16 protein-coding genes and 1 tRNA gene are annotated in these 19,924 nt (G+C 59.6%); 6 read left to right on the forward strand and 11 right to left on the reverse strand.

Translation table 11 applies throughout. From position 1 onward, the window contains the following. A complete protein-coding gene (locus U1A53_RS21855) occupies positions 1 to 3,189 on the forward strand; it encodes a WD40 repeat domain-containing serine/threonine-protein kinase (RefSeq protein WP_322283986.1) in 3,189 nt (1,062 codons plus the stop codon). Positions 3,190 to 3,228: 39 nt separating this feature from the next. On the opposite strand, the gene U1A53_RS21860 is transcribed toward U1A53_RS21855, so the two are convergent. Continuing rightward, complete coding sequence (locus U1A53_RS21860) at positions 3,229 to 3,999, reverse strand: polysaccharide lyase (protein WP_322283987.1); 771 nt, start codon at positions 3,997 to 3,999, stop codon at positions 3,229 to 3,231. 85 nt (positions 4,000 to 4,084) lie between these two features. Here U1A53_RS21860 and U1A53_RS21865 point away from each other — a divergent pair, with 85 nt between their 5' ends. Both U1A53_RS21865 and U1A53_RS21870 read left to right on the forward strand, forming a co-directional pair. Next, positions 4,085 to 5,107 (forward strand): alpha/beta hydrolase, encoded by a 1,023-nt coding sequence (locus U1A53_RS21865; protein ID WP_322283988.1) that lies wholly within the window; start codon positions 4,085 to 4,087, stop codon positions 5,105 to 5,107. A gap of 93 nt (positions 5,108 to 5,200) precedes the next feature. After that, positions 5,201 to 5,276: transfer RNA gene (locus tag U1A53_RS21870), tRNA-Lys, on the forward strand. Between the two features lie 15 nt (positions 5,277 to 5,291). Here U1A53_RS21870 and U1A53_RS21875 read toward each other — a convergent pair. The 4 genes from U1A53_RS21875 to U1A53_RS21890 all read right to left on the reverse strand — a co-directional run bounded on the left by U1A53_RS21875 (position 5,292) and on the right by U1A53_RS21890 (position 9,466). Continuing rightward, positions 5,292 to 5,981: a PIG-L family deacetylase gene (locus tag U1A53_RS21875; protein WP_322283989.1), complete on the reverse strand. Its 690-nt coding sequence runs from the start codon at positions 5,979 to 5,981 to the stop codon at positions 5,292 to 5,294. 661 nt (positions 5,982 to 6,642) lie between these two features. Then, positions 6,643 to 8,253 (reverse strand): ammonium transporter, encoded by a 1,611-nt coding sequence (locus tag U1A53_RS21880; protein ID WP_322283990.1) that lies wholly within the window; start codon positions 8,251 to 8,253, stop codon positions 6,643 to 6,645. Positions 8,254 to 8,440: 187 nt separating this feature from the next. Continuing rightward, positions 8,441 to 8,968, reverse strand: coding sequence for a hypothetical protein (locus U1A53_RS21885; protein WP_322283991.1), 528 nt, complete (start codon positions 8,966 to 8,968; stop codon positions 8,441 to 8,443). Positions 8,969 to 8,992: 24 nt separating this feature from the next. Further along, positions 8,993 to 9,466, reverse strand: coding sequence for a plastocyanin/azurin family copper-binding protein (locus U1A53_RS21890; protein ID WP_322283992.1), 474 nt, complete (start codon positions 9,464 to 9,466; stop codon positions 8,993 to 8,995). Between the two features lie 142 nt (positions 9,467 to 9,608). On the opposite strand from U1A53_RS21890, the gene U1A53_RS21895 reads away from it, so the two are divergent. Continuing rightward, positions 9,609 to 10,967 carry a DUF1552 domain-containing protein gene (locus U1A53_RS21895; RefSeq protein ID WP_322283993.1) on the forward strand — a complete coding sequence of 453 codons (1,359 nt, stop codon included), beginning with the start codon at positions 9,609 to 9,611 and terminating at the stop codon, positions 10,965 to 10,967. Positions 10,968 to 10,998: 31 nt separating this feature from the next. On the opposite strand, the gene U1A53_RS21900 is transcribed toward U1A53_RS21895, so the two are convergent. The 3 genes from U1A53_RS21900 to U1A53_RS21910 all read right to left on the reverse strand — a co-directional run bounded on the left by U1A53_RS21900 (position 10,999) and on the right by U1A53_RS21910 (position 15,032). Next, positions 10,999 to 11,961, reverse strand: coding sequence for a hypothetical protein (locus tag U1A53_RS21900; RefSeq protein ID WP_322283994.1), 963 nt, complete (start codon positions 11,959 to 11,961; stop codon positions 10,999 to 11,001). A gap of 1,249 nt (positions 11,962 to 13,210) precedes the next feature. After that, positions 13,211 to 14,359 (reverse strand): hypothetical protein, encoded by a 1,149-nt coding sequence (locus tag U1A53_RS21905; protein ID WP_322283995.1) that lies wholly within the window; start codon positions 14,357 to 14,359, stop codon positions 13,211 to 13,213. 19 nt (positions 14,360 to 14,378) lie between these two features. Beyond that, positions 14,379 to 15,032 carry a TPM domain-containing protein gene (locus U1A53_RS21910; RefSeq protein WP_322283996.1) on the reverse strand — a complete coding sequence of 218 codons (654 nt, stop codon included), beginning with the start codon at positions 15,030 to 15,032 and terminating at the stop codon, positions 14,379 to 14,381. Between the two features lie 187 nt (positions 15,033 to 15,219). Between U1A53_RS21910 and U1A53_RS21915 the strand changes: the two genes are divergently transcribed. After that, positions 15,220 to 16,770 carry a hypothetical protein gene (locus U1A53_RS21915; RefSeq protein WP_322283997.1) on the forward strand — a complete coding sequence of 517 codons (1,551 nt, stop codon included), beginning with the start codon at positions 15,220 to 15,222 and terminating at the stop codon, positions 16,768 to 16,770. Positions 16,771 to 16,870: 100 nt separating this feature from the next. Here the strand turns inward: U1A53_RS21915 and U1A53_RS21920 are convergent, their stop codons facing one another. Genes U1A53_RS21920 through U1A53_RS21930 form a run of 3 tightly spaced genes read right to left on the reverse strand, consistent with a single transcriptional unit; the run spans position 16,871 to position 19,519 of the window. Then, positions 16,871 to 17,347 (reverse strand): Fur family transcriptional regulator, encoded by a 477-nt coding sequence (locus tag U1A53_RS21920; protein WP_322283998.1) that lies wholly within the window; start codon positions 17,345 to 17,347, stop codon positions 16,871 to 16,873. A 24-nt stretch (positions 17,348 to 17,371) separates the two neighbouring features. Beyond that, the gene (locus tag U1A53_RS21925; RefSeq protein WP_322283999.1) at positions 17,372 to 18,322 is read right to left on the reverse strand and encodes a prolyl oligopeptidase family serine peptidase; all 951 of its coding nucleotides are present in this window, start codon (positions 18,320 to 18,322) and stop codon (positions 17,372 to 17,374) included. A 54-nt stretch (positions 18,323 to 18,376) separates the two neighbouring features. After that, the gene (locus U1A53_RS21930; RefSeq protein ID WP_322284000.1) at positions 18,377 to 19,519 is read right to left on the reverse strand and encodes a leucine-rich repeat domain-containing protein; all 1,143 of its coding nucleotides are present in this window, start codon (positions 19,517 to 19,519) and stop codon (positions 18,377 to 18,379) included. 77 nt (positions 19,520 to 19,596) lie between these two features. Between U1A53_RS21930 and U1A53_RS21935 the strand changes: the two genes are divergently transcribed. Continuing rightward, entirely contained in the window at positions 19,597 to 19,878 is a 282-nt protein-coding gene (locus U1A53_RS21935) for a putative quinol monooxygenase (protein ID WP_322284001.1), read from the forward strand. Positions 19,879 to 19,924 lie beyond the last annotated feature (46 nt).

The following is a 19,924-nucleotide window of genomic DNA, read 5'->3' on the forward strand; positions in this document are numbered from 1 at the left end:
ATGCCCGCCGATTCTCCAGCCCCAACTCCACCGCCCCTCGGCGTGGAGAACTACCAGCTCGGCGCGGAAATTTCCACGGGCGGCATGGGCAGTGTGCTGGAGGCGCGAGATGGGAAGCTGGACCGCACCGTGGCCATCAAGGTCATGCTGCTGGAGGCGAACGCAGACGCACGCATGAGACAGCGCTTCCTGCGCGAGGCCCAGGTGCTCGCCAAGCTCGCGCATCCGAACATCGTGCCCATCTACGACATCGTGTGGGAGAGCGGCCAGCCGCTCTTCTACTCGATGAAGCTCGTCAAAGGTCGCACGCTGCAAGCCATCCTCACCGACCTGCGAAAAGAAGTGCCCGAGGCGCTGCGCGACTATCCGCTCACGCGCCTGCTCGGCATCTTCCGCAAAGTCTGCGACGCCATCGCCTTCGCCCACAGCCAAGGCGTGCTGCATCGCGATCTAAAGCCGGAGAACATCATGGTTGGCGAGTTCGGCGAGGTGCTCGTGATGGACTGGGGACTCGCCAAAAGGTTGAGTGTTGATGAGTTGAGTGTTGAGAGCCAGATCCCCGATTTCCCCCATCTCTCAACTCTCAACATTCAACTCTCATCTACCCTGCACGGCTCCGTCCTCGGCACTCCGCAATACATGTCCCCGGAGCAAGCCCGCGGCAGCATGGCGGAGGTGGATGAGCTTTCGGACATCTATGCGCTGGGCGGCATTCTTTACGCCATCCTCACGCTGCGTCCGCCGGTGGAGGGCAAAACGGCGCTGGAGGTGCTGGAGAAGGTCAGCAAAGGTGAAATCACGGCTCCAACGGCTTTTGCCTCGCAGTCTGGCAGCCGGGGAAAGGTCTTCGAGAAGGGCGAGGTGCTGGAGGCGAAGCTCATCCGTCCGCTGCCGCACATTCGCGGGGCGCGTGTGCCTGTGGCGCTCTCTGCCGTGGCGATGAAGGCGCTGCATCTCGACAAAGCGCGGCGCTATGACCGAGGCACGTCCTTGAGCGCTGACATCGAGGCTTATCAAAACGGCTTTGCCACGCGGGCGGAGGACGCAGGCTCGATGAAGCAGCTTCAGCTCCTGCTGCTGCGGCACAAAGTCGTCACCGCATCCCTCGCCGCGCTGCTTCTCATCAGCCTCGGCTTTGTGTGGAAGGTGATGGCAAGCGAACGACACGCCCAACAATCTTTGGCCACCGCGCAGATCGCTCTGGCCGATGTCGCACTCAAAGAAGGCGACGTGACCCGCATGACGAGCGCCTTGGAGGTCGTGCCCACGGCTTTGCGGGACCAAAGCTGGCACTATCTCGCTGCGAAGCGTGATTCCTCACTCGGCACGCTCATGATCCCAGGCTTCTGCGAGCAAGTGACGGATGTTTGTGCGGTGGGAAACGCCGCCGCGCAGTTCGCCATCGCCAGTCGCGATGGACGCATCGGCATCGTGGATGTGGTGAGCAAAAAACTCCTCCGCACCCTCGACACCGGTCACTCAGGCGAGCTGCGCCTCAGCATCTCCGCCAATGGCAAACGTCTCCTCACACGCACGAGTTCAGCGAGCGAGGCCGCATTGTATGATCTCACCACGGGAGCGAAGCTGAAGACCTTCCCCGTCTCGCACTCCGAGGCTACCGAGCATCCGTATCTGCAAACCCTCGCGCTGAATGCCACCGGCACGCTGGCGGCTTTTGCGGACTTCGACAGCGCAGCGCTTCACCTCATCGACACCGAAACCGGCGCGGTGCGCTGGACGAAACCCTTCCGTCCGTTGCGCATGATCTTTGCCTCGCATGGACATGCTCTGGCCCTCATCCAGCACCAAGACTACGTCCTCAGGGGCATCAAGCTCACCGATGGCAGCCCCGCCTTTCTCGGGCGCCTCAACGCGCACCCGAACTCCATGGCAGCGAGTCCCGATCATGCTCGACTCGTCATCGGCCTCATCTCCGGCGATGTGGAGGTTTACCATTCCAACAACGGCCTCCTCATCAAACGCCAGCGCGTCGCCGCCATGCCCATCGCACAGGTGGCTTACAGTGCGGGCAGGAATGTCATCACCCTCGGCGGCAGTGGTTCACAAAGCCTCGCCGTCAGCCGTGCGCTGTCCTTTTGGCATCCCGGCGATCTCACACCGAACGGCACCTTCCACGGCATCACCGCCTATACCGGCCATCTACCGCTCAGCGTGAATCACACGAGCGGACACCTCCTCACGCAGCAATCCCCGCCGCAGATCTGGCGCTTGCCCGATCAACCGCTCGCCGAGATGCTGCCCGGTGGTGACGAAGGCTGGTCCTGCCATTTTCTCTCCGACACCGAGCTGCTCGCACGCACCGAAGGCGGTCTGCGGGCACGCTTCAACGTGGTTGACCCGCGCCAACCCACGCCGATGGGCACGCCGTTTGCCAAAAATCACCCCGTCAACGCCGTCCATCCCGCCACCGGCCTCATCGCCACCGCTTATTCGCGAAATAGCCTCACCACCCCCGGAGCCGCGCTCAGCCTGTGGCAGACCACGAAAGACGGCGTCAGCGAACAATGGTCCCTGCCTGCTCAGGCAGGCAACGACAACACCATGCACCTCGACTTCGATGCCAAAGGAGAACGCCTCCTCCGCACCACACCTCAACCGCATAATCATCTCATCGTCCACGACACCCGCACCGGCGGCGTGCTTCACGATTTCAAACACGAGAGCTACAAAGCCATCTTTGCCGGCACCCACGGCCACATCATCGCCATCTCCAGCGAACTCCAGCCCGACAACAATCAAAAAGGCAGCATCGCCATCCTTGATCCGCAAACGGGCCGCATCCTCGCCACGCTCGATCACGACGACGCCTTCTACGCCCTCGCCGTATCCCCAGATCGCCGCCTCATCGCCGTCGCCGGCAGCGACCGCTTCATCATGATCCTCGATGCCGACACGCTCGCCATCCGACACCGCTTCCGCGCCCACGACGCCACCATCACCGCCGTCCGCTTTCATCCCACCCAGCCCCTCCTCGCCACCGGCTCCTCCGATCACACGCTGAAACTCTGGCGCTACGCCGACGCCACCCTCCTGCAAACCTTCACAGCCATCGAAGGCCTACCCCGCAGCCTCACTTTCAGCCCCAATGGTCGCCTGCTCGCCACGGATGGGAGGGATCGCGCGGTGCGGGTGTTTGAGCTGACGGAACCCCCGGCATTAAGTGACTGACAAGCTTGAACATGAGATCAGCTTCGGCAGTAAAGAGACTCACTTGGTGATCCGCATTTCCGCAAACTCCACCCAGCATGGCCTCGTCGGAGCCCAGGACTTGTCACCGCCGCCATGGAAGGTTTCAAAGTAGAGTCCGTCCACGCCAAAGGTGTCCACGCTGCGCCATTCCATGTAGGTGCGTTCGACGAGAAGCTTTTCGTCGATCCACACACGCAGTGCGCCGTCGCGTTTGCCAGGCGTGTTCATGGTCACGGCGATGCGCACCTTGACCGGTGTGCCGGTGGGAAAGCTGAAGTCAGCGGGAAAGGCAAAGCTGTCGCCATAATCGCCCTTTTGATTCTTGTGATAGACGTAAGCCTCGCCGCGTCCGTCTCTGCGCCACATGAGGCGTGCTGAGAAGCCGTTCTTTCCGTTCGCAGGCCGTCCACCGCTCACGTTTTCAGGGCCGCCGCAAAGTCCGGGCAGTTTGCCGCCCTTGACGAAGTCGAAGTCTTTGCTGAAGCGCAGCGTGTAGCTCATCTCCGCTTTCTGATGCCTCCCCATGGGCAAGCGCCAGCCCGCACCGCCTTCCTCCGGGCCGATCTTGCCAACAGCGAAATTCACGCGCAGCCATTTCAACGCATCGCGCTCAATGACAGCGACGCGTCCCTCCTTGATGCCGCCTTCAAACTCGCAGCCCGGCCAGTCGGCCTTCCAGCGCTCCTTGGTGTAAGGCCCGGCCTCGCCAGAAATCGTGACGCTCAGCGGCAGATCCGCCGCAGGAGCGAAATGGACCGGAACGAGAAGCAAAAAGGCCAGGAGACGCATGGGCGGGAGTTACCACAGGGCTGGCGCGGCGGCATGCAAATTTCATGCTGGACATCCAGGCGTCCAGTCGTTGTGATCGGCCATCATGAAAAGCGCGCTGCTTCTTCCCCTCGTCTTTGCCGCCACGGCGGCCGCCCAGATCACCTCGGAGAACAATGACCGGCTGCGTGAGGGTTTGAAAAGCTACCCGCAGGCGGACACCAACAAAGACGGCATCCTCACGCTCGATGAAGGCCGGGCATTTCTCGCCAAGATGAAGCCCAAGACCTCTGGCGAGGCCAAACCAGCCGCGAACGGCCTGAAGCCCGATGTCACCGACGTGGCCTACGGTCCGCATGAGCGCAACAAGCTCGATCTCTATCTGGCGAAGTCCGAACAACCCACGCCGGTGGTGTTTTTGATCCACGGCGGCGGTTTTCGCAACGGCGACAAAAGCCGCTGGTCATCCGACAAACAAATGAGCCAGCTCCTCGCCAGCGGTGTGTCCTGCGTGGCGGTGAATTATCCTTTTCTCGATGCCATGCCGATTCAGGACATCCTGCGGCAGTGCGCGCGTGCTGTGCAGTTCACGCGATCGAAAGCCGGTGAGTGGAAGCTCGACAAGATGCGCTTCGCGTCCATGGGCGGCTCGGCGGGCGCGGGAACCTCGCTCTGGCTCGCCACGCATGACGACATGGCCGATCCGAAGGCCGAAGACCCGGTGCTGCGCGAATCCACGCGCCTCGTTTGTGCCGTGTGCAACGCCACGCAGGCCACCTATGATGTGACACGCTGGGAGTCCTTCCTGGGCCCGGCCAAACCCGAGTTCCGCACCAGCGAGGCCGAAGCCGCGCTGTTTTACCGCCTGCCTTCCATCGCCGATTTCACCACGGACAAGGGCAAGGCCGTGCTCAAAGAGTGCGACATGCTCTCATGGATCACCAAGGACGATCCGCCGCTGTTCTTGAACAATACCCAGGTCGTTCCCGCGCCCACGAATCGCTGCACTGCATCCATCACGCGCGTGAGATCCAAAAAGAATGCCGCGCCGACGAAGTCCCCTGCGTCCTCGCCCAGGATCCCGCCGAAACGAAGCCCGATGCCGTGCGGTTCCTGCTCCAGCACCTGAAAGTTTCGCCGTGAGGGGAAAACGAACTTGCGCGGCAGGCGGAGACGGTTATTACTCGCGCCCTTCTCCAACACCGTTTGTTTTTTCAAACACGCCTCCGTAGCTCAGTTGGTAGAGCAGTTGACTCTTAATCAATTGGTCGTAGGTTCGAATCCTACCGGGGGTACCATCTGCAAAGGGTGGTTTACAGGTCGGAAGTGATTACTGAACGCACGCTTTTGAGCGCTTCAGCATACTTGGCGCCGCAGGCCAGTCCGCGATAGCGGGACAGCACGGTTTTCGTGTCCATGGCAGCATCGTTTTTCGCGGGGTCATACTCTTCTTTGCGCACGAAGGCCATCAGGCGGCCCAGCCACTCGCTGGCGGCGGGCCATTCGGAAGAAACATCCACATACGTGTCCGGCTCGAAGCCGATGGTGTGGCCGGGACCGTTGTCATACCAGTAAACACGGGAGGGCGATCTGACCTCGTCACGACCGAGCAGCCGCGCCGGTTGTGACAAGGCCGCGTGGCAGATGGCGCTGGCCGCCTCGTGATCAGCATGACGGTCGCGCGGCCAGAGCATGAAGGCGGTGTCCGGCTTCACGTCGGCGACGACCTCGGCCACGGCGCGCTTCGTTGCCAGCGTCGGCTCAAAACCCATGCTCTTAAACGGCAGGAAGCGCATCTCCATGCCGCGCTCGGCGGCCAGTTGCTTCGACAGATCAAGGAGCCCCTGCTCCCGCCCGCGCACCGGCGGCCAGTTGGAGTAATCACCGATCAAACTGAGGATGACGACGCGCTGATGCTTCTGCACGGCCCGCAGCAGTGTCCCCGGAATGCCAAAAGGACAGTCATCATAATGCGCGCCGATGGCGAGGAGGGTTCGTGTCATGCGGTGATGATGACGAAAAGCGTCAGTGAGGGCAAGCAGCTTTCTGAGGCTTGATCAAGTTCAAGGTCTGCGGCAGGGAACGCTCGTCATCATCAGGACACAAACGCCGAAGGATGCAGGTGTTTGAGACAGCCCAAAGGGCTGCCCCGCAGGGGTGAGTCTGCGGGGAGCAGACGAATCAATCGCATGCCTACCAAAGTTGTTTCCGAAGCTGACCAGCACCGCGTTTGCCGGTGTCTCGGAAGAGTGAACCGGGACAAGCGCTCCGAGGTGGGCAAGGCGTTGGCATGTTTAGTTTGAGTAGGTTCTCTTTTCTCCGTCAACAGCGTTGCCGGTGCCGCAAGCAAATCGCAGCCGCAAGTGTGTGAACGCTGGCTGCGACAAGCTCGCCGTGCTGCCTCAACAGAGGAGGGTTCAGGACCGAGATGCTGTGCTGGTTTCATTTTCTCAGATGGGTTGGCACGGCCAATGCCATTGGTTGGCTTGTGGGTTCATATAGCGCTGCGCGGTCAAGGAGGAGCGTGAGGCAAGCAGCCTGTTCTTTCGATCCACAGGCTGGCAGCCTATCTCACGTGCGCCGCGGCCCTCCGGGGCACAAAAAAGCCGGGCTGGAGTGAACCAGCCCGGCTTTGGAGTTAGCAGGGGACGTGCCCTGCGTGGATTAATGTTCGTAACCTGCTTCGCCGTGGTCGGTGAGGTCGAGGCCGATGGCTTCTTCCTCGGGTGTCGGACGGAGGCCGACGAGGACTTTCACGATGAGGGTGATGACCACGGTGGCGACGACGGAGAGGGCGATGGTGATGCCGCAAGCCTTGAGCTGGTTCATCACAATGCCACCCTGACCGCCAGCGTCGGCGATCGCCTTGGCGATATCCGCGTTCACATAGACGTTCGCCGTGGTGAGGTTGCCGTTGATGCTGCTGTTGGCAAAGACCCCGGTGACGATGGCTCCAAGGGTGCCGCCGATGCCGTGGACGCCAAAGGTGTCGAGGGCGTCGTCATACTTGAGGAGCGGCTTGAGGATCATGACGCCGAGGTAAGGGATGACACCGGCAAGGACGCCGATGATCATGGCGGCCTTGGCATTCACGAAACCAGCAGCCGGAGTGATGACGACCAGGCCGGCGACAGCGCCAGAGCAGAAGCCGAGGACGGAGGGCTTGCCTTTGTGGATTTTTTCCACGACGGCCCAGACGAAGCAGGCGGTGGCGGCGGCGAGCGTGGTGGTCATGAAGGCGTTGGCGGCGATGCCGTCAGCGGCAAGAGCGGAACCTGCATTGAAACCATACCAGCCGACCCAGAGCATGCCGGTGCCGACCATGACGAGGACCATGCTGTGAGGAGCCATCTTTTCCTTGCCGTAGCCAGCGCGTTTGCCGAGCAGGATGCAGAGAACGAGAGCCGACCAGCCGGAGGACATGTGAACCACGGTGCCGCCGGCGAAGTCGATGGCAGGAACGGTTGAACCGGTGTTCCAGACACCGTTCATGAGACCGTCGAAGCCCCAGACCATGTGAGCGAGCGGGAAGTAAACGAGGAACATCCAGAGGGTGATGAAGAGCATGATGGCGGAGAACTTCATGCGCTCAGCAATGGCACCGACGATGAGGCCGGGGGTGATGATGGCGAACATGAGCTGATACATGGCAAACACGGACTGGCTCGGCCAGCCGGCGTAGTTGGTGTTGGGAGCAGCGCCGACGCCTTCAAGGAAGAAGTACTTGAAGCTGCCGAGGTAGGGAGCCCAGGAAGGAGCGGCCCAGTCTTTGGGAGCGCCTTCAGGAGCGAGATGCTCGCCAAAGATGAGCGAGTAACCCACGAAGTACCACAGGATGGCGACCAGACCGGCGCAGCCGAGGCACTGGGCGAGCACGGAGAGGACGTTCTTGGAGCGAACCAGACCACCGTAGAACAAGGCCAGACCGGGGAGCGTCATGAACAGCACCAGAGCAGCGCAGACCATGAGGAAGGCGTTGTGCCCAGGACCGGAGAGACCTGTCAGCGATCCTGCGGGAGCCATGTTGTTGAAGTACTGTTTGATGTCAGCCACATCACTGGCGACCGCCTCCAGCGTGGGAGCGGCAGCAGCGGGGGCTGGGGCAGGCTCCGCAGCAGGGGCTGGTGCAGGAGCTGCCGGGGCAGGGGCGGCAGCGGGTGCCGGAGCCGCAGTCTGACCTCGGGCGTCGCCGGGGTTGAATGCGAGTGAGGTGAGGGCGACAACCGCAGCAATTGCCATGCTGCGCCAGGTTCGAGTGTGGTTGAGTTTCAGCATAAGTCAGGTGTGTGGATTTTAACTCCGACGCAGAACCAAGCATGGTGCGTGCCAAGTTTGGGGAGGATTTTGGCGGGGTCGGATCATGCGCGGCTTTCTGACTGCAAAAACCCACGGCTGGGACAATAGAAAGAGGCAGGTGGATGCCACCTGCCTCTGAGTGAAGCGCGCTTGGAGCGTGCTGCGGTTATTTTACAAACGGGCTGCCGGCCATCTTTTTAAAGCCTTCGGTCAGCTTGGCGATGGCGTCTTTTGGGCCGGTGAGCTTGATGAAGATGTTGGAGTCTTCGGTGGGGACGATGGCGGCGACGAGGGTGTAGTCCGCCTTCGGCGTCTTGGCTCCCATGGGCGGGCCATCATTGTAAGTGCCGGAGGCGGTCACGAGTGTGATTTTTTTGCCACCTGAGTCGATTTCCTCGCGCTTGGATTCCGGCGTGCCCTGGAACTGGCCGAGCCAGCGCTGGACGTTGGCCTCCACACCGCCACCGCCGCCAGGGCCGGGGAAGTGGTAAAATACCGCCTCGACCGGCTTCTCCACGCCTTCCACTTTGGCGGCGAGTGTTCCGGCGCGGAACATGCCGGTGCTTTCGACGCTGGCCCAAGGGGCGGCGAATTTGAAAGTCAGGCCGGCGACTTCGAGCTTCCCATCTTCCGCGTGAACGGCGGAGGTGAGCGAGAGCAAGGCGAGGAGGGTGGTGGTGAGGAAGTGTTTCATGGAGGGCGCGTTGGGTTGGTGGGATTACTTGGTGACGTGCATCACACCACGCATCAGCATCCAGTGGCCGGGGAAGGTGCAGATGTAGGGATAGTCGCCAGCTTCAGCAGGGGCGGTGAACTCAATGGTCTCGCTCGAGTTGGGCTGCACGAGCTTGGTGTTGGCGAGGATGTCGGGCTTGGCGGCCTCGGGGATGTAGCTCTTGGCCATGCCCTGGGGGTCGGCGAGCATGGCATTGGCGAGGGCGCCCACGGCATCCAGTTTGCCGGGCTTGAGCAGGAGGAAGTTATGCGGCTGGGGGAGGATGCCGCCGGTGTTGTTGAGGGTGAGCTTGATCTTCTGGCCGGCTTTGACGGCAAGCTCGGTCTTTTCATAGGCAAGCGGTGTCGAAGGATTCGCGCTGGGCTTGAGTTCGATGGTGGCGACATTCGCATCCTGCGCGAGGGCGGGAAGGCTGAGTGCGGTGATGGCAGTGAGGAGGAGGCAGGCTTGCTTCATGTTTTTATGGGTGGGATTTGCGGGGAGCCACTAATCGGGCCGCGACGCCCCGGAATTTCAACTACTTTCGCGGTCCTGTCGTATGGTATGCCAGCCTCCTGGCACGAAAGTTTCTTTCCAACCCTGCCGTTAGTCATCCTGCATGAACGAGTTTCGCGAAACCTCCCTCGCCGCCCATTCGCTCAGCCGCCGCCATGTTTTGCGGGGGCTGGGTTCGTTGATTTCACTGCCATTTCTGGAGTCCGCCGGCACACGTGCCTTCGCGGCCGCCAAACCTGCTGCCAAACCGGTTCGCGCCGCGTGGTTGTACATCCCCAACGGCGTGAACGTGGAGCAGTGGATGCCGAAAGGCGAGGGCACCAGCTATGAGCTTTCGCCTTCGCTGAAGCAGATCGAGAAGAATCGCGATGATTTCATGGTGGTGTCCGGCCTGATGCAGGATTTTGCGCGCAGCCATGGCAATGGCGGTGGTGATCATGCGCGTGCGACGGCGACGTTCCTCACCGGCTGCATGCCGAAGAAAACCGCCGGCGCGGACATTCACCTCGGCATTTCGGTGGACCAGATCGCGGCGCAGAAGATCGGTCATCTGACACGGCTGCCTTCGCTGGAACTGAGCACCGATGGCCAGCGCAGCTCCGGCAAGTGCGATTCCGGTTATTCCTGCGCGTATCAGTTTAACCTGGCGTGGAAGAATGAAACGATGCCGATGGCGCCTGAAATGGATCCGCGGCTGGTGTTTGAACGCATGTTTGGCCTGGGAGCGACCGCAGGCAAAGGCCCCGAAGCGGCGCGCGCGAAACGCATGCAGAAGAGCATCCTCGACACGGTGCTGGACGAGGCGAAAAGCCTGCAAGGCAAGGTGAATGCGAGCGACCGCCGCAAGCTGGACGAGTATTTTTCATCCGTGCGTGACATTGAGCAGCGCATCGAGCGTGCGGAGAAGTTTTCGGCGGAAATGCCGGATGTGAAAATCCCGGAAGGCATCCCGGATTCCTATGAGGAGCACATCCGCACGATGTTTGACCTGATGGTGCTGGCGTTTCAGACGGACACGACGCGTCTTTCGACCTTCATGCTCGCACATGATGGCAGCAACCGCAGTTTTCCCGAACTGGGCGTGCCGGACGCGCATCATTACCTCTCCCATCATCAAAGCGATCCGCAGAAGCTGGAGAAGATCGCGAAGATCGACCAGTTTTACCTGCGCCAGTTCGGGTACTTCCTCGACAAGATGAAATCCATCAAGGAAGGCGATACGACGCTTCTGGACAACTCGATGATCGTGTTCGGCGGTGGCATCGGTGACGGCAACCGCCACAATCACGACAACCTGCCAATCCTGCTGGCCGGGCGTGCAGGCGGCACCCTCACACCAGGCAAACGCATTGTTCTGCCGGGCGAGACACCGATGACGAACCTGTATCTCTCACTGCTGGACCGTCTGGGCGTGCCTGCGGAGAAAGTGGGCGACAGCACGGGCAAACTGGAAGTGAGCTGAGCTCACGCCGCCCGACGTTGGAGTTTTCTCATCAACGACCCGAGGGAAGCGGGCGTTTGATGGTGGAAGGCAGGCTGGGATTGGATTTTTTGATGCCTGGAGGGGGCAGGGTGCTTTCAGACTGACCGCTGGATTTACCACGGACGCCATTTTTAGAAATCCCAGGGGGCGGCTCTTCTCTTTCGAGCGCTTTCTGCGGTGTGGAGATCGGTCTGGGGGCCATCGGCAATGAGTACCAGTGCATTTGGGGGACCGCACTGAGTTCGACCCATTGCTGGGAGCCGAGTTTTTTCCATTCGAGTTCCACCACGGCCCAGACATGGGTTTCCCAAGGCAGACGGATGCGCAGTTCCTGGGCGAGGGCAGAATCTTTGTCGAGGAATACGGATGCCTGGTATGAATTGGGCGGCGCCGGGCCGACCCGGAAGGCGTCTTTGCGATCCACATTCGGCACTCCATCCTCGAAATAGTGATGGCGGATGATGCCGACATGAAACCGTGCCGGGCCTTCCTGATAGGCCTGGAAGAACTTCTCCAGCAGGCGGTCTTTGAATTCGACAAAGGCGAGCCAGTCCACTTTGAAGCCGTCGGGCTGTTCCTCCAGCATCACTGGAACCGGGAACTCCCAGGTTTTGTTTTCCAGACTGAAGATGCAGTGTTTGCCGGAACCGAGCTCGGGGTTGGGATCCATGCGGACGAATTGAATGCGGTCCACGATGATGGGGCCGTCGGCCGAACGTGTGTAGTAGCGTTCCATCAACGGCTTCATGTGCTCGGCACCGAGGGTGTGTTGCAGACGTTCGGCGAGAGAACTGGAAGCGAGGAATTTTTTGAGCGCCTCCACGGCGGGCTTGGCCTCGGGCGGAGCATCGTCTTCCGCCATGACATGCGTCTGTAGTCCGCTGGAAGGCGGGGCGGTCATCGGAGCGTGCGACTCTGCGTTCAACGCCGGTTTGGAGGGTACTTCGAGCAACGCGTCCGATGCTTGAGGCATTTTGGGTGTGTCATCCACTGGCACTGCGGTTGCGACGGCAGGTTTGGGAGAACTGGCAGACCCGACTGTGGCAATTTCCTCGGGCGAGGCAGGTGGAGCCTTGGGTGGAATCGACTCCGTGGGGTCAAAACCGACCGTCATTGGCATCGGTTTCGGTTTGGTTTCCGCAGTGGATGACACAGAAGGGGGGGGGGCTGCTGTTTCCGGGCCGGAGTTGTCGGACAGCCTGGGCGATGTGTCGGGCGCTGGATTAGAGATGAGTGGGGAGGTTGTGATCGTCGGAATGTGAGAATCTTCCTTGATGGGTTCCTCTGTTCCATCACGACCTGCCAGGCTTGGGAAGATGCCAGGAAGATAGTCTTTCAGCAGAAAACCAACGAGGCCGAGGAATCCCAGCAGGAACATTGCGGCGAAGGCGAGCCGAATGAAATTCGTCCCACGCGGCGCACGCAGACTGGCGATGCTGCGCCCTGCTGGAATTGGTGCGGCGGGAGCTGTGGAGGATGGTTCTTGCCCGAGTGCCGCACCCAGGCTGAGGGAGGGAAGGCCACCTGTATGATGGAGAGGCTGAGTCACTGGGGAAACGGGTGCGGGCGGCACCTCTCTGCCGAGGAGTGATGATCCTGGCAGTGTGCCAGCCATTCCACCCAAGCTGCCTGCGGGTATCATGTTCGGCAATGCGGGCGCGCCGGGGATCAGACGTGAGTGGTTGGGCAAACCACCTCCTGAACCTCCTGCGGGCGCATCGAGAGGATTGGGTGACGGGAATCCTGGGGATGGCGGAGTGGATGACCAAGGCATCTGGCCTGCGGCTCCACCGAGTGTGGCGGTGAGGGGCGGCTGTCCCGGAGCACGTTTTGGCGGCAGGCCTGTGCTTGGTGATGGCATGCCTGCACCTGCCATCCCTCCCATCAAGGGGGATTGGGGAGGAGGGGACCAAGCGGGCGGAGCCACAGGGGCTTGATCCGCCGCAGGTGCTTGGGGCCACTGTGGGGCCTGTAGCGCTACGGGTGCAGGTGTGGGCGAAGTAACTGTCTGTCCGCAACTGGGACATGGTCCTGAGACACCGGCCATATGAGCCGGTACCGTCAGAGTGGTGCGGCAGAATCCGCATTGGAACTGGAGCATGTCTGGGTTCATCCCATCAAATCATTATGGTCAATTTCAGCAATTATCATTCAAGGATTGGTTTTGACAAATTGAAGTTCTAAAAGTCTGGGCTGTGGAGGGTAGCCCTAATGGCTGGAAATCAGGCATATCGGATCATGCCTCCCCCTCCACCTGTAAAAGCACCCCCGAGCCGGGGAACAGTTTCAGGTTCTGGCAGGATCCATACGCGGCTTTGCCGCCTGAGCCGCAAATGACGGTGAAATTGACGGCCTGCGACTCCTGCAACCCCGAGCATAAGCAGGCTCGCTGAACTCCAAATCACGATGAAAAGGACACTGGTGGTGTGTTGGACGGTTGTTTTCACTTCGGGCGTGACTTCCGCCAGAGGTTGGTCTTTGCCCACCTCAGTTGTGGGAGCAGTGCCAAGAGCTCTTTGCAGCCAGAACAGGCGTGTTGAGAGATGCACTGCGTAACGATGGAGCTGATCGTGGACATCGCTGGCCTGCAGGGCTTCGTGCAGGCATGCTTGTATCGTCTCGCTGAGGAACTCGGTGGAGGTTTGATCATGCACAGACTTGCTGACAAACAAGCGTGCTCTCCAAGGCTCGCCTAGCGGGTAAACCAGCAGGCTGGCATCTGTTTGGAGGAGACTCCCTGAGGCGATTTTCCCGAGTTCGGAACCCTCCGGCAGCTTGCAATCATGAGCGATGATCAAAATGCTTAACTTAATGCGGGCATCACGGGCGTGGAACTCCAGGAAGCGCATCATGTCATGATTCTGCATTTCAGGGACAAGCAGATCGGGGTCGATCAGGTATTCCTTCGGCAGAGCCTGAGCGCAGGCGGCTAAAAATTCGGGGGGAACCTCCTTTAGGGACGACAACGGGGTGGGTATCCGTGCGCTGTTTGTCTGGTTCTGGATGGGCTGGCCGAGGATGGATTCGGGCAGAAACAGCCGCATGTCCTCGGATCGCAGGCGGGGGGAGAGTTCGCCGTCCTGATTGTTGAAAAAATGATCTAGTCGCGGACCGCTGGACACTGGTGTGCGGAGCAACTCATTGATGTCGGTAATCGGTCCACCATTTCCAGGAAGCAGCACGCCAGGGTCATTCGCCGACGGGAGGCTCTCGCGAAAGGCTCTGAGTTCTTGTTCGCTCCAGCGTGGAAGCGGCAGCGCGCCTTCTTCGGCTTTTTCAGCATGCTGGGGCACATCAGCCGAGGTACTTGTACAGATCAGTGCAAGCAGCGTCAGAGCGAGAGAGGTGCAAAGCTGAAGTAAACGCTTCATTTGGCTGAAGGGTGCTGGATCATAACCTCGTGTTGGAAAAGCCTGCGAGGGGTCGTGATGCAGGCTTGTGGCCTCCGCGCAGTGGCTGCAGCCCCATGTCGGGGCTCACTCCCGCCGCCGTGGTGACATCGGGTTTCCAAGCCATGGCATGCGCGTGTTTTCTTAGCACTTCGCCACAGCGGGTGCTGGCGGCTTCGATTGCCATGCCAAAGGCACCCTTGTTCAGGTGGGTTCCAGCGGTTTGCAAAGTACGAGTGATAAAACCGTCTCCAAACCATTTCTCGATAGCATATCCCAGAGTGATGCTGGCAGTTTGCGCGGAAGGATCCACCACCAGCACGATCCCAAAGTCATTTCGTCGGCTGACGGAGTGCGTGTTGAAGGCACCTTGGTTCAGCAGCCAGAAGCCCAGTTCGGCGACACTCAAGCCGCTGGGGAGCACACCTAGGTAAGCGGCAAAAAAAGCTTGTGGAAAGCTTCTTTCAAAATTATCCAAAATGATCTCAATCTTTCGAGATTCCTCCAATCGCAGGCAGTGGGCTGCGTCCGTGATACGCTCCAGCCTAACCCATTGATTTCCAAGATAGCTATGGAGCAGCGTGGCGGAAAAACCACACGCAGGGCAGGTGTTCTGTTGGGGGAAAACACGTGCGCGGCAACGTGGACAGTTCATGTGTCTAGAATATATGGAATATACAGTTAATCAAGCCCTATTTCCTCACTCATGGCACAGAAAAAATGTTTACACCGCAGAGCCTTTGTGGTGTAACTAATATTGATTCAACAAATAAAAAACGAACGCGGATTCTTTCCTGCTTTCCAACACCGAACTCAAGGTTCAAAATTTTCATTCATCGATCATGAAGCTCGCCTCCACCATCGCCATCCTCGGCAGTCTGCTGACAGCCGGTTCCATCCATGCCAAATGGTCCCGCATTCCAATCATCAAGGAGCGCCCGGTGGATATTGCGATTAGCGGGCCTCATAGCAACGCTTCGTTGGACAGTTCCTCGGGTTTTGGACAGGCGGATGCAGTTTTGTCCGATGACATCACCGCGCCTGCCACGGTCTCTGCTGGCAAGAGCTTTGTGGTCATCAACTTGGGCAAACCAGTGTTGATCTCTCAGTCATCCTTTGTGAATGATGGTATTGAAGGGCGGGCCACACTCTCTGCCAGCGCCGATAAAAAGGGCTGGGCAGTGCTCGAAGAGAAAGTTTTCTCGGCTGCGGATCGCACCGTGGAGTTCAAATTTGCCGGCATGCAGGCCAAATTCATCAAGCTTGAGCTGGCTCTCTCCAAAGGCGGCATGATACGGGCGTTGCACTTTTTTGGTGGCCAGACGGACAAAGGCTATGCCGTGAAACAGGATAAAGAGGGCAAGCAGGGCAAGCCCATGGATCTGATCGGTGGCCTTGGTGGCGCTCGCGTCATTTACGCAGCACCCAAGCCCGCCAACGGGCTCGACACAGCGGTCACCTACAACAAATTTTCCTTCCCCGAGTCCGATGAGAAGTATCGCACAGTCATTTACGACTTTGGGCAGCTTCGCATTCTGAATGAATTTGCTTCGGTGCATTCTCCTAGACCAGTGCGCTTCGAGGTGTTCGCATTTGATAATCTGCCGGAAAAAGAAGACTGGCGCGGTCGTCTGGCCTTTGATCCGACCGAATTCAATGCCAAATCGCCTGTGGCGGTCGCGGAGGACACTCGTGGTTCGGGTTCTCTGAAGGTCAAGCCTGCCAAGCCTGTCAAAACCCGTTACTTGGCGCTTCGCTGGGAGCCGGAGTTCAATCCGCCTGATTTCCAGGCTACCGGTTCCTCAACGGGCAATGTCATCAACATCGTCACCACCAACACCGTCATAATCAACAATTCCGATGGCACTCAAACGGTGGTCGAGGTGACTGTCACAGACGCTTATGGCGCGGGTGCTGGCAGCAGCGACGTGACGGGTGACAATGCCCTGCAAATACAATCTCAGAATGGTGCTTCTCAGAACGATAATTCCGTCATTAAAACCACTGTTATGAGCGCGCCTGATCCTGTGACCGGGGAGCGTTCGGTGCTCAGTGTAACAGAGCAGACGGGCACCACAACCGTGACTCAAACTAACAACTCTGACGGCGGCACGACCACGGTAACGGAAACAGAAAACAGCGATGGTTCTTCCACCACCATGACCGAAACCACGGATGGGAATGGAAACACGACCACCACTGTGACCAATGAGGATGCACAGAACAATGAAACTGGTTCAGCTACTACCACCAGCACCGATGGTGGAACCACGCAGACTACCACGAGCAGTGATGGCAACCTTGGTGCGGGTAATACCCCCAACCCAAGTAACAATACGCCTGGAACCCCGGGTAACGGCGGTGGCACGTCGGTCGGTTCTGCTCCCCCTTGATTCAACGGTCAAGTTTCTTTCAACTCCCCGCGCTGGTGACACAGATGCGGGGAGTTTTTGTTTCAAATCGGGAGTGATCTTGCCGCCCCGGTTTCCTTGTTTACCCACACGCAGGGCACAGTCCGTAGAACTCCAGCTCATGGTAGAGCTTGCGGAAGCCGGACTGCTTCTCGATTTGCTTCTCCAGCGCCTCGACGGGGCAGGAGATGTCCAGCCGTTGGATACGGCCGCACTGCGTGCAGATGAGGTAATCGTCGTGTTGGCCGGGCTGGAGCAGTGTGTAGTAAGTGCTGCGGTCGTGCAGACCCAGGCGGCGGATGAATCCCAGCTCCTCCAGCTTGATCAGCACGCGATAGACCGTGGCCTTGTCCGCGCCGCTGGTCAGATCGGGTGATTCCGCGATGTCCGCCAGGGAGAGCGGCTGGTGCGTGGAAACGAGAATGGAGAGAATGTTCTCCAGCGCTTTGGTGCGCCGCAATCCGGCTTCACGTGCGCGTTCCAGCAACGTGGCGGCAAGCTCGATCGCCGAATCCGTGTCGTGATGGCGGCAGGTGGCGGAGTGATGATGGTGAAGCATTGCGTCGCTTGCCGTTCGCGGTTCTCAGTTCGGCGTTGCTGCAGTTTTTTTCTGCTGAAACAGCCATTCATGCAGGTCCGTTCGCGGATAAACAAGCCCCGTGATGCCATGACCAGCGCCTTCGAGTTCCGTGTATTTCATGAGTTCGCCTCCCGCCTGCTTCACCGCCTCCACGATCACACGCGAGCGCTCGACTGGCACCATGTCGTCTTTGTCGCCGTGGAAGACCCAGAACGGCGTCTGCTTCAAAATCTCCGCGCTTTTGACATCACCCCCGCCACACAGCGGCACGCAGGCGGCAAACACCTGCGGATACTTCGCGGCGATGCTGAAGGTGCCAAAGCCGCCCATCGACGAACCAGTGAGATAAAGCCGGTTCTCGTCAATCGGCAGGTGATCCGTGAGATCGGCAATGAGCGCGAGCAGCTTGTCCGCCACCTCGTTCTTCCAGCCGATCTCCAAGGAAGGACACTGTGGAGCGAGCAAAAAACACGGACGCTCGGCCTGATTGTCCTCGGTGGTCAGCACTTTGGGAGAACCGCCGAGCTGCGATTCGTTGTCGGTGCCGCTCTGGCCTGAACCATGCAGCCAGATGACGATGGGATAGCGCTTGGTGGCATCGAGCTTGGGATTGCCCCAAAGCTGGTAGTTCAGGCCCTGCTTCGAGACGCCTTTGACGAACTGCCCTGTCACCTTCTCTGCATAAACACCCTCCTTCAGCCCCGCATCACGGCGTTTCTCACGCAGCAGACCTCGAATGTAGTCTTGATCCTCCTTTGAGAGCCGGTCCAGCGGCAGACGGTACTGATTGAAGTTGCTCCGGTGGCGAATTTTGACCTCCTTGTCGGTGAACTCAATGAGGTCGCCTTGAAACTTCGATTTCCCGTCGCTGGAAGTCCACTCACGCGGTGGATTGGCGGCCTGTGCGCTGGAAAACAGCAAGCCGAGGGCAAGGAGGCGAAGAAACGCATTCATGCCCCATGCTAAGCCGTGCCTGCCCTCAGCGGCAAGAATTTTGCACGCCCACTTTCACGGCGTGATACGCGCCCCGGCCTTCTTCATCTCATCCACCAGTTTCTTCGAGGCCTCGTCGATGGCATTGCCGTCGATGAAGATCTGGCAGTAGGGCGCCCATTCACGCGCACCGTCGTTGTCCTTCTTCCACATGCGGTGCAGCGGCGCGAGGTCGGTGATCTTGTTGTTCTCCAAAAACAAAAACTGCAGCTCCGTCAGTGGCTCCAGCGGTGAGATGTCCGTCACGCCGTTGCCCTTGAGTGAAAGCATGGAAAGCCACTTCATGCCGCCGATGCCAGCGAGGTTCGTCACTTGATTGCCTTCGAGATAAAGCGTCCACACTTTCGGCAACTTGAACAACGGCGTCGCATCCTTGATCTGGTTGCCCGCCAAGTAGAGCGACGTGAGCGCCTGGATGCCGCCCAGCGCAGAAACATCCGTCACCTTGTTCCCCGTGAGTTCGATGTATTGCAGCGCCTTGCACGCCGCCAGCGGTGCGATGTCGCTGATCTGATTGTTCGACACATCGAGGAACTGCAAACGCTCCAGCCCTTTGATCGGGGCCAGATTCGTGATCTGGTTCTCTGGCAGTGTCAGCGACGCCAGCGCGGTGCATTTTTCGAGACCGGCGAGATCCTTGATGCCCGCTTTCTTGCCTTCGATGATCGAAACCGTTGCCACATCTTCGGCAGTCAGCACCTCCTGGTTGTCACGCTTCGCGAATACCTGCTTCCGCACTGCGGCTTCGAGCGCCTTGTCGGGGAAAACCGCGACCGGCTTCGGCGGTGGTGGCTTGGGTGCCGCAGCGGGAGCGGGTGTTGCAGGCTTCGGTGCTGGAGTCGCGGGCTTGGCCGGTGGTGTGGCCGGTTTCGCAGCGGTAGGTGTTGGCGTGGCAGGCTTGGCTGTGGCGGGTGCTGGCGACGGTGTAGCAGTTTTGGCGGGAACTGAGGCAGGCTTCGTTTCTGGTTTTGCCGGAGGAGTGGCAGGCGCAGGAGCCGGTTTCGTTTCCACCTTTGCTGGGGCTACTGGAGCGGGCTTGGGGGCCGCAGCAGGTGCCGGAGGCGGTGTGGCAGGCTTCGCAGGAGCCGCCACAGGCTTGGTATCCTGGGCGTGAAGACTGAGGGCGAGCAGCGCGGGAAGAACGAGACGAAGTTTCATGGCTATGGGGATGCTACTGCCATCATACGCAGAACGCAGGTTGCATGTTTAGCAAAATTCGCCTCTCTCTTGCGCTCATGGTCAACGTCATCGTCATCCTTGAGATCGATCCGCAGCAGATCGACGAATTCCTCGCCGTCATTCTCGAAAACGCCACCGCCTCGCGCCAGGAACCCGGCTGCCTGCGCTTTGAAGTCAGCCGCGACAACACCCAGTTGAATCTCTTCGCCCTCAGCGAGAGCTACGTTGATCAAGCCGCTTTCGATTTGCACTACACGACTCCGCACGTCGCCAAATGGCGCGAGAAAGGCCCTGGCTTCGTCCTCAAGCGCTGGGCGGTCAAAGGCCCGGTGCTGTGACAAAGTTGTCCAGTTGCTGTGCAACTGGAGTCTGGGACGGCATCCC

The sequence above is a fragment of the Prosthecobacter sp. genome (assembly GCF_034366625.1).
Taxonomy (GTDB): domain Bacteria; phylum Verrucomicrobiota; class Verrucomicrobiia; order Verrucomicrobiales; family Verrucomicrobiaceae; genus Prosthecobacter.

Excerpts from the sequence above, each read along its gene's own strand:
- U1A53_RS21920 (WP_322283998.1), bottom strand. The coding sequence starts at position 17,347 with ATGCTTCACCATCATCACTCCGCCACCTGCCGCCATCACGACACGGAT.
- U1A53_RS21915 (WP_322283997.1), top strand. The coding sequence starts at position 15,220 with ATGAAGCTCGCCTCCACCATCGCCATCCTCGGCAGTCTGCTGACAGCC.
- U1A53_RS21905 (WP_322283995.1), bottom strand. The coding sequence starts at position 14,359 with ATGAAGCGTTTACTTCAGCTTTGCACCTCTCTCGCTCTGACGCTGCTT.
- U1A53_RS21900 (WP_322283994.1), bottom strand. The coding sequence starts at position 11,961 with ATGCCTCAAGCATCGGACGCGTTGCTCGAAGTACCCTCCAAACCGGCG.
- U1A53_RS21935 (WP_322284001.1), top strand. The coding sequence starts at position 19,597 with ATGGTCAACGTCATCGTCATCCTTGAGATCGATCCGCAGCAGATCGAC.
- U1A53_RS21890 (WP_322283992.1), bottom strand. The coding sequence starts at position 9,466 with ATGAAGCAAGCCTGCCTCCTCCTCACTGCCATCACCGCACTCAGCCTT.
- U1A53_RS21875 (WP_322283989.1), bottom strand. The coding sequence starts at position 5,981 with ATGACACGAACCCTCCTCGCCATCGGCGCGCATTATGATGACTGTCCT.
- U1A53_RS21910 (WP_322283996.1), bottom strand. The coding sequence starts at position 15,032 with ATGAACTGTCCACGTTGCCGCGCACGTGTTTTCCCCCAACAGAACACC.
- U1A53_RS21855 (WP_322283986.1), top strand. The coding sequence starts at position 1 with ATGCCCGCCGATTCTCCAGCCCCAACTCCACCGCCCCTCGGCGTGGAG.
- U1A53_RS21895 (WP_322283993.1), top strand. The coding sequence starts at position 9,609 with ATGAACGAGTTTCGCGAAACCTCCCTCGCCGCCCATTCGCTCAGCCGC.
- U1A53_RS21885 (WP_322283991.1), bottom strand. The coding sequence starts at position 8,968 with ATGAAACACTTCCTCACCACCACCCTCCTCGCCTTGCTCTCGCTCACC.
- U1A53_RS21925 (WP_322283999.1), bottom strand. The coding sequence starts at position 18,322 with ATGAATGCGTTTCTTCGCCTCCTTGCCCTCGGCTTGCTGTTTTCCAGC.
- U1A53_RS21880 (WP_322283990.1), bottom strand. The coding sequence starts at position 8,253 with ATGCTGAAACTCAACCACACTCGAACCTGGCGCAGCATGGCAATTGCT.
- U1A53_RS21865 (WP_322283988.1), top strand. The coding sequence starts at position 4,085 with ATGAAAAGCGCGCTGCTTCTTCCCCTCGTCTTTGCCGCCACGGCGGCC.
- U1A53_RS21930 (WP_322284000.1), bottom strand. The coding sequence starts at position 19,519 with ATGAAACTTCGTCTCGTTCTTCCCGCGCTGCTCGCCCTCAGTCTTCAC.
- U1A53_RS21860 (WP_322283987.1), bottom strand. The coding sequence starts at position 3,999 with ATGCGTCTCCTGGCCTTTTTGCTTCTCGTTCCGGTCCATTTCGCTCCT.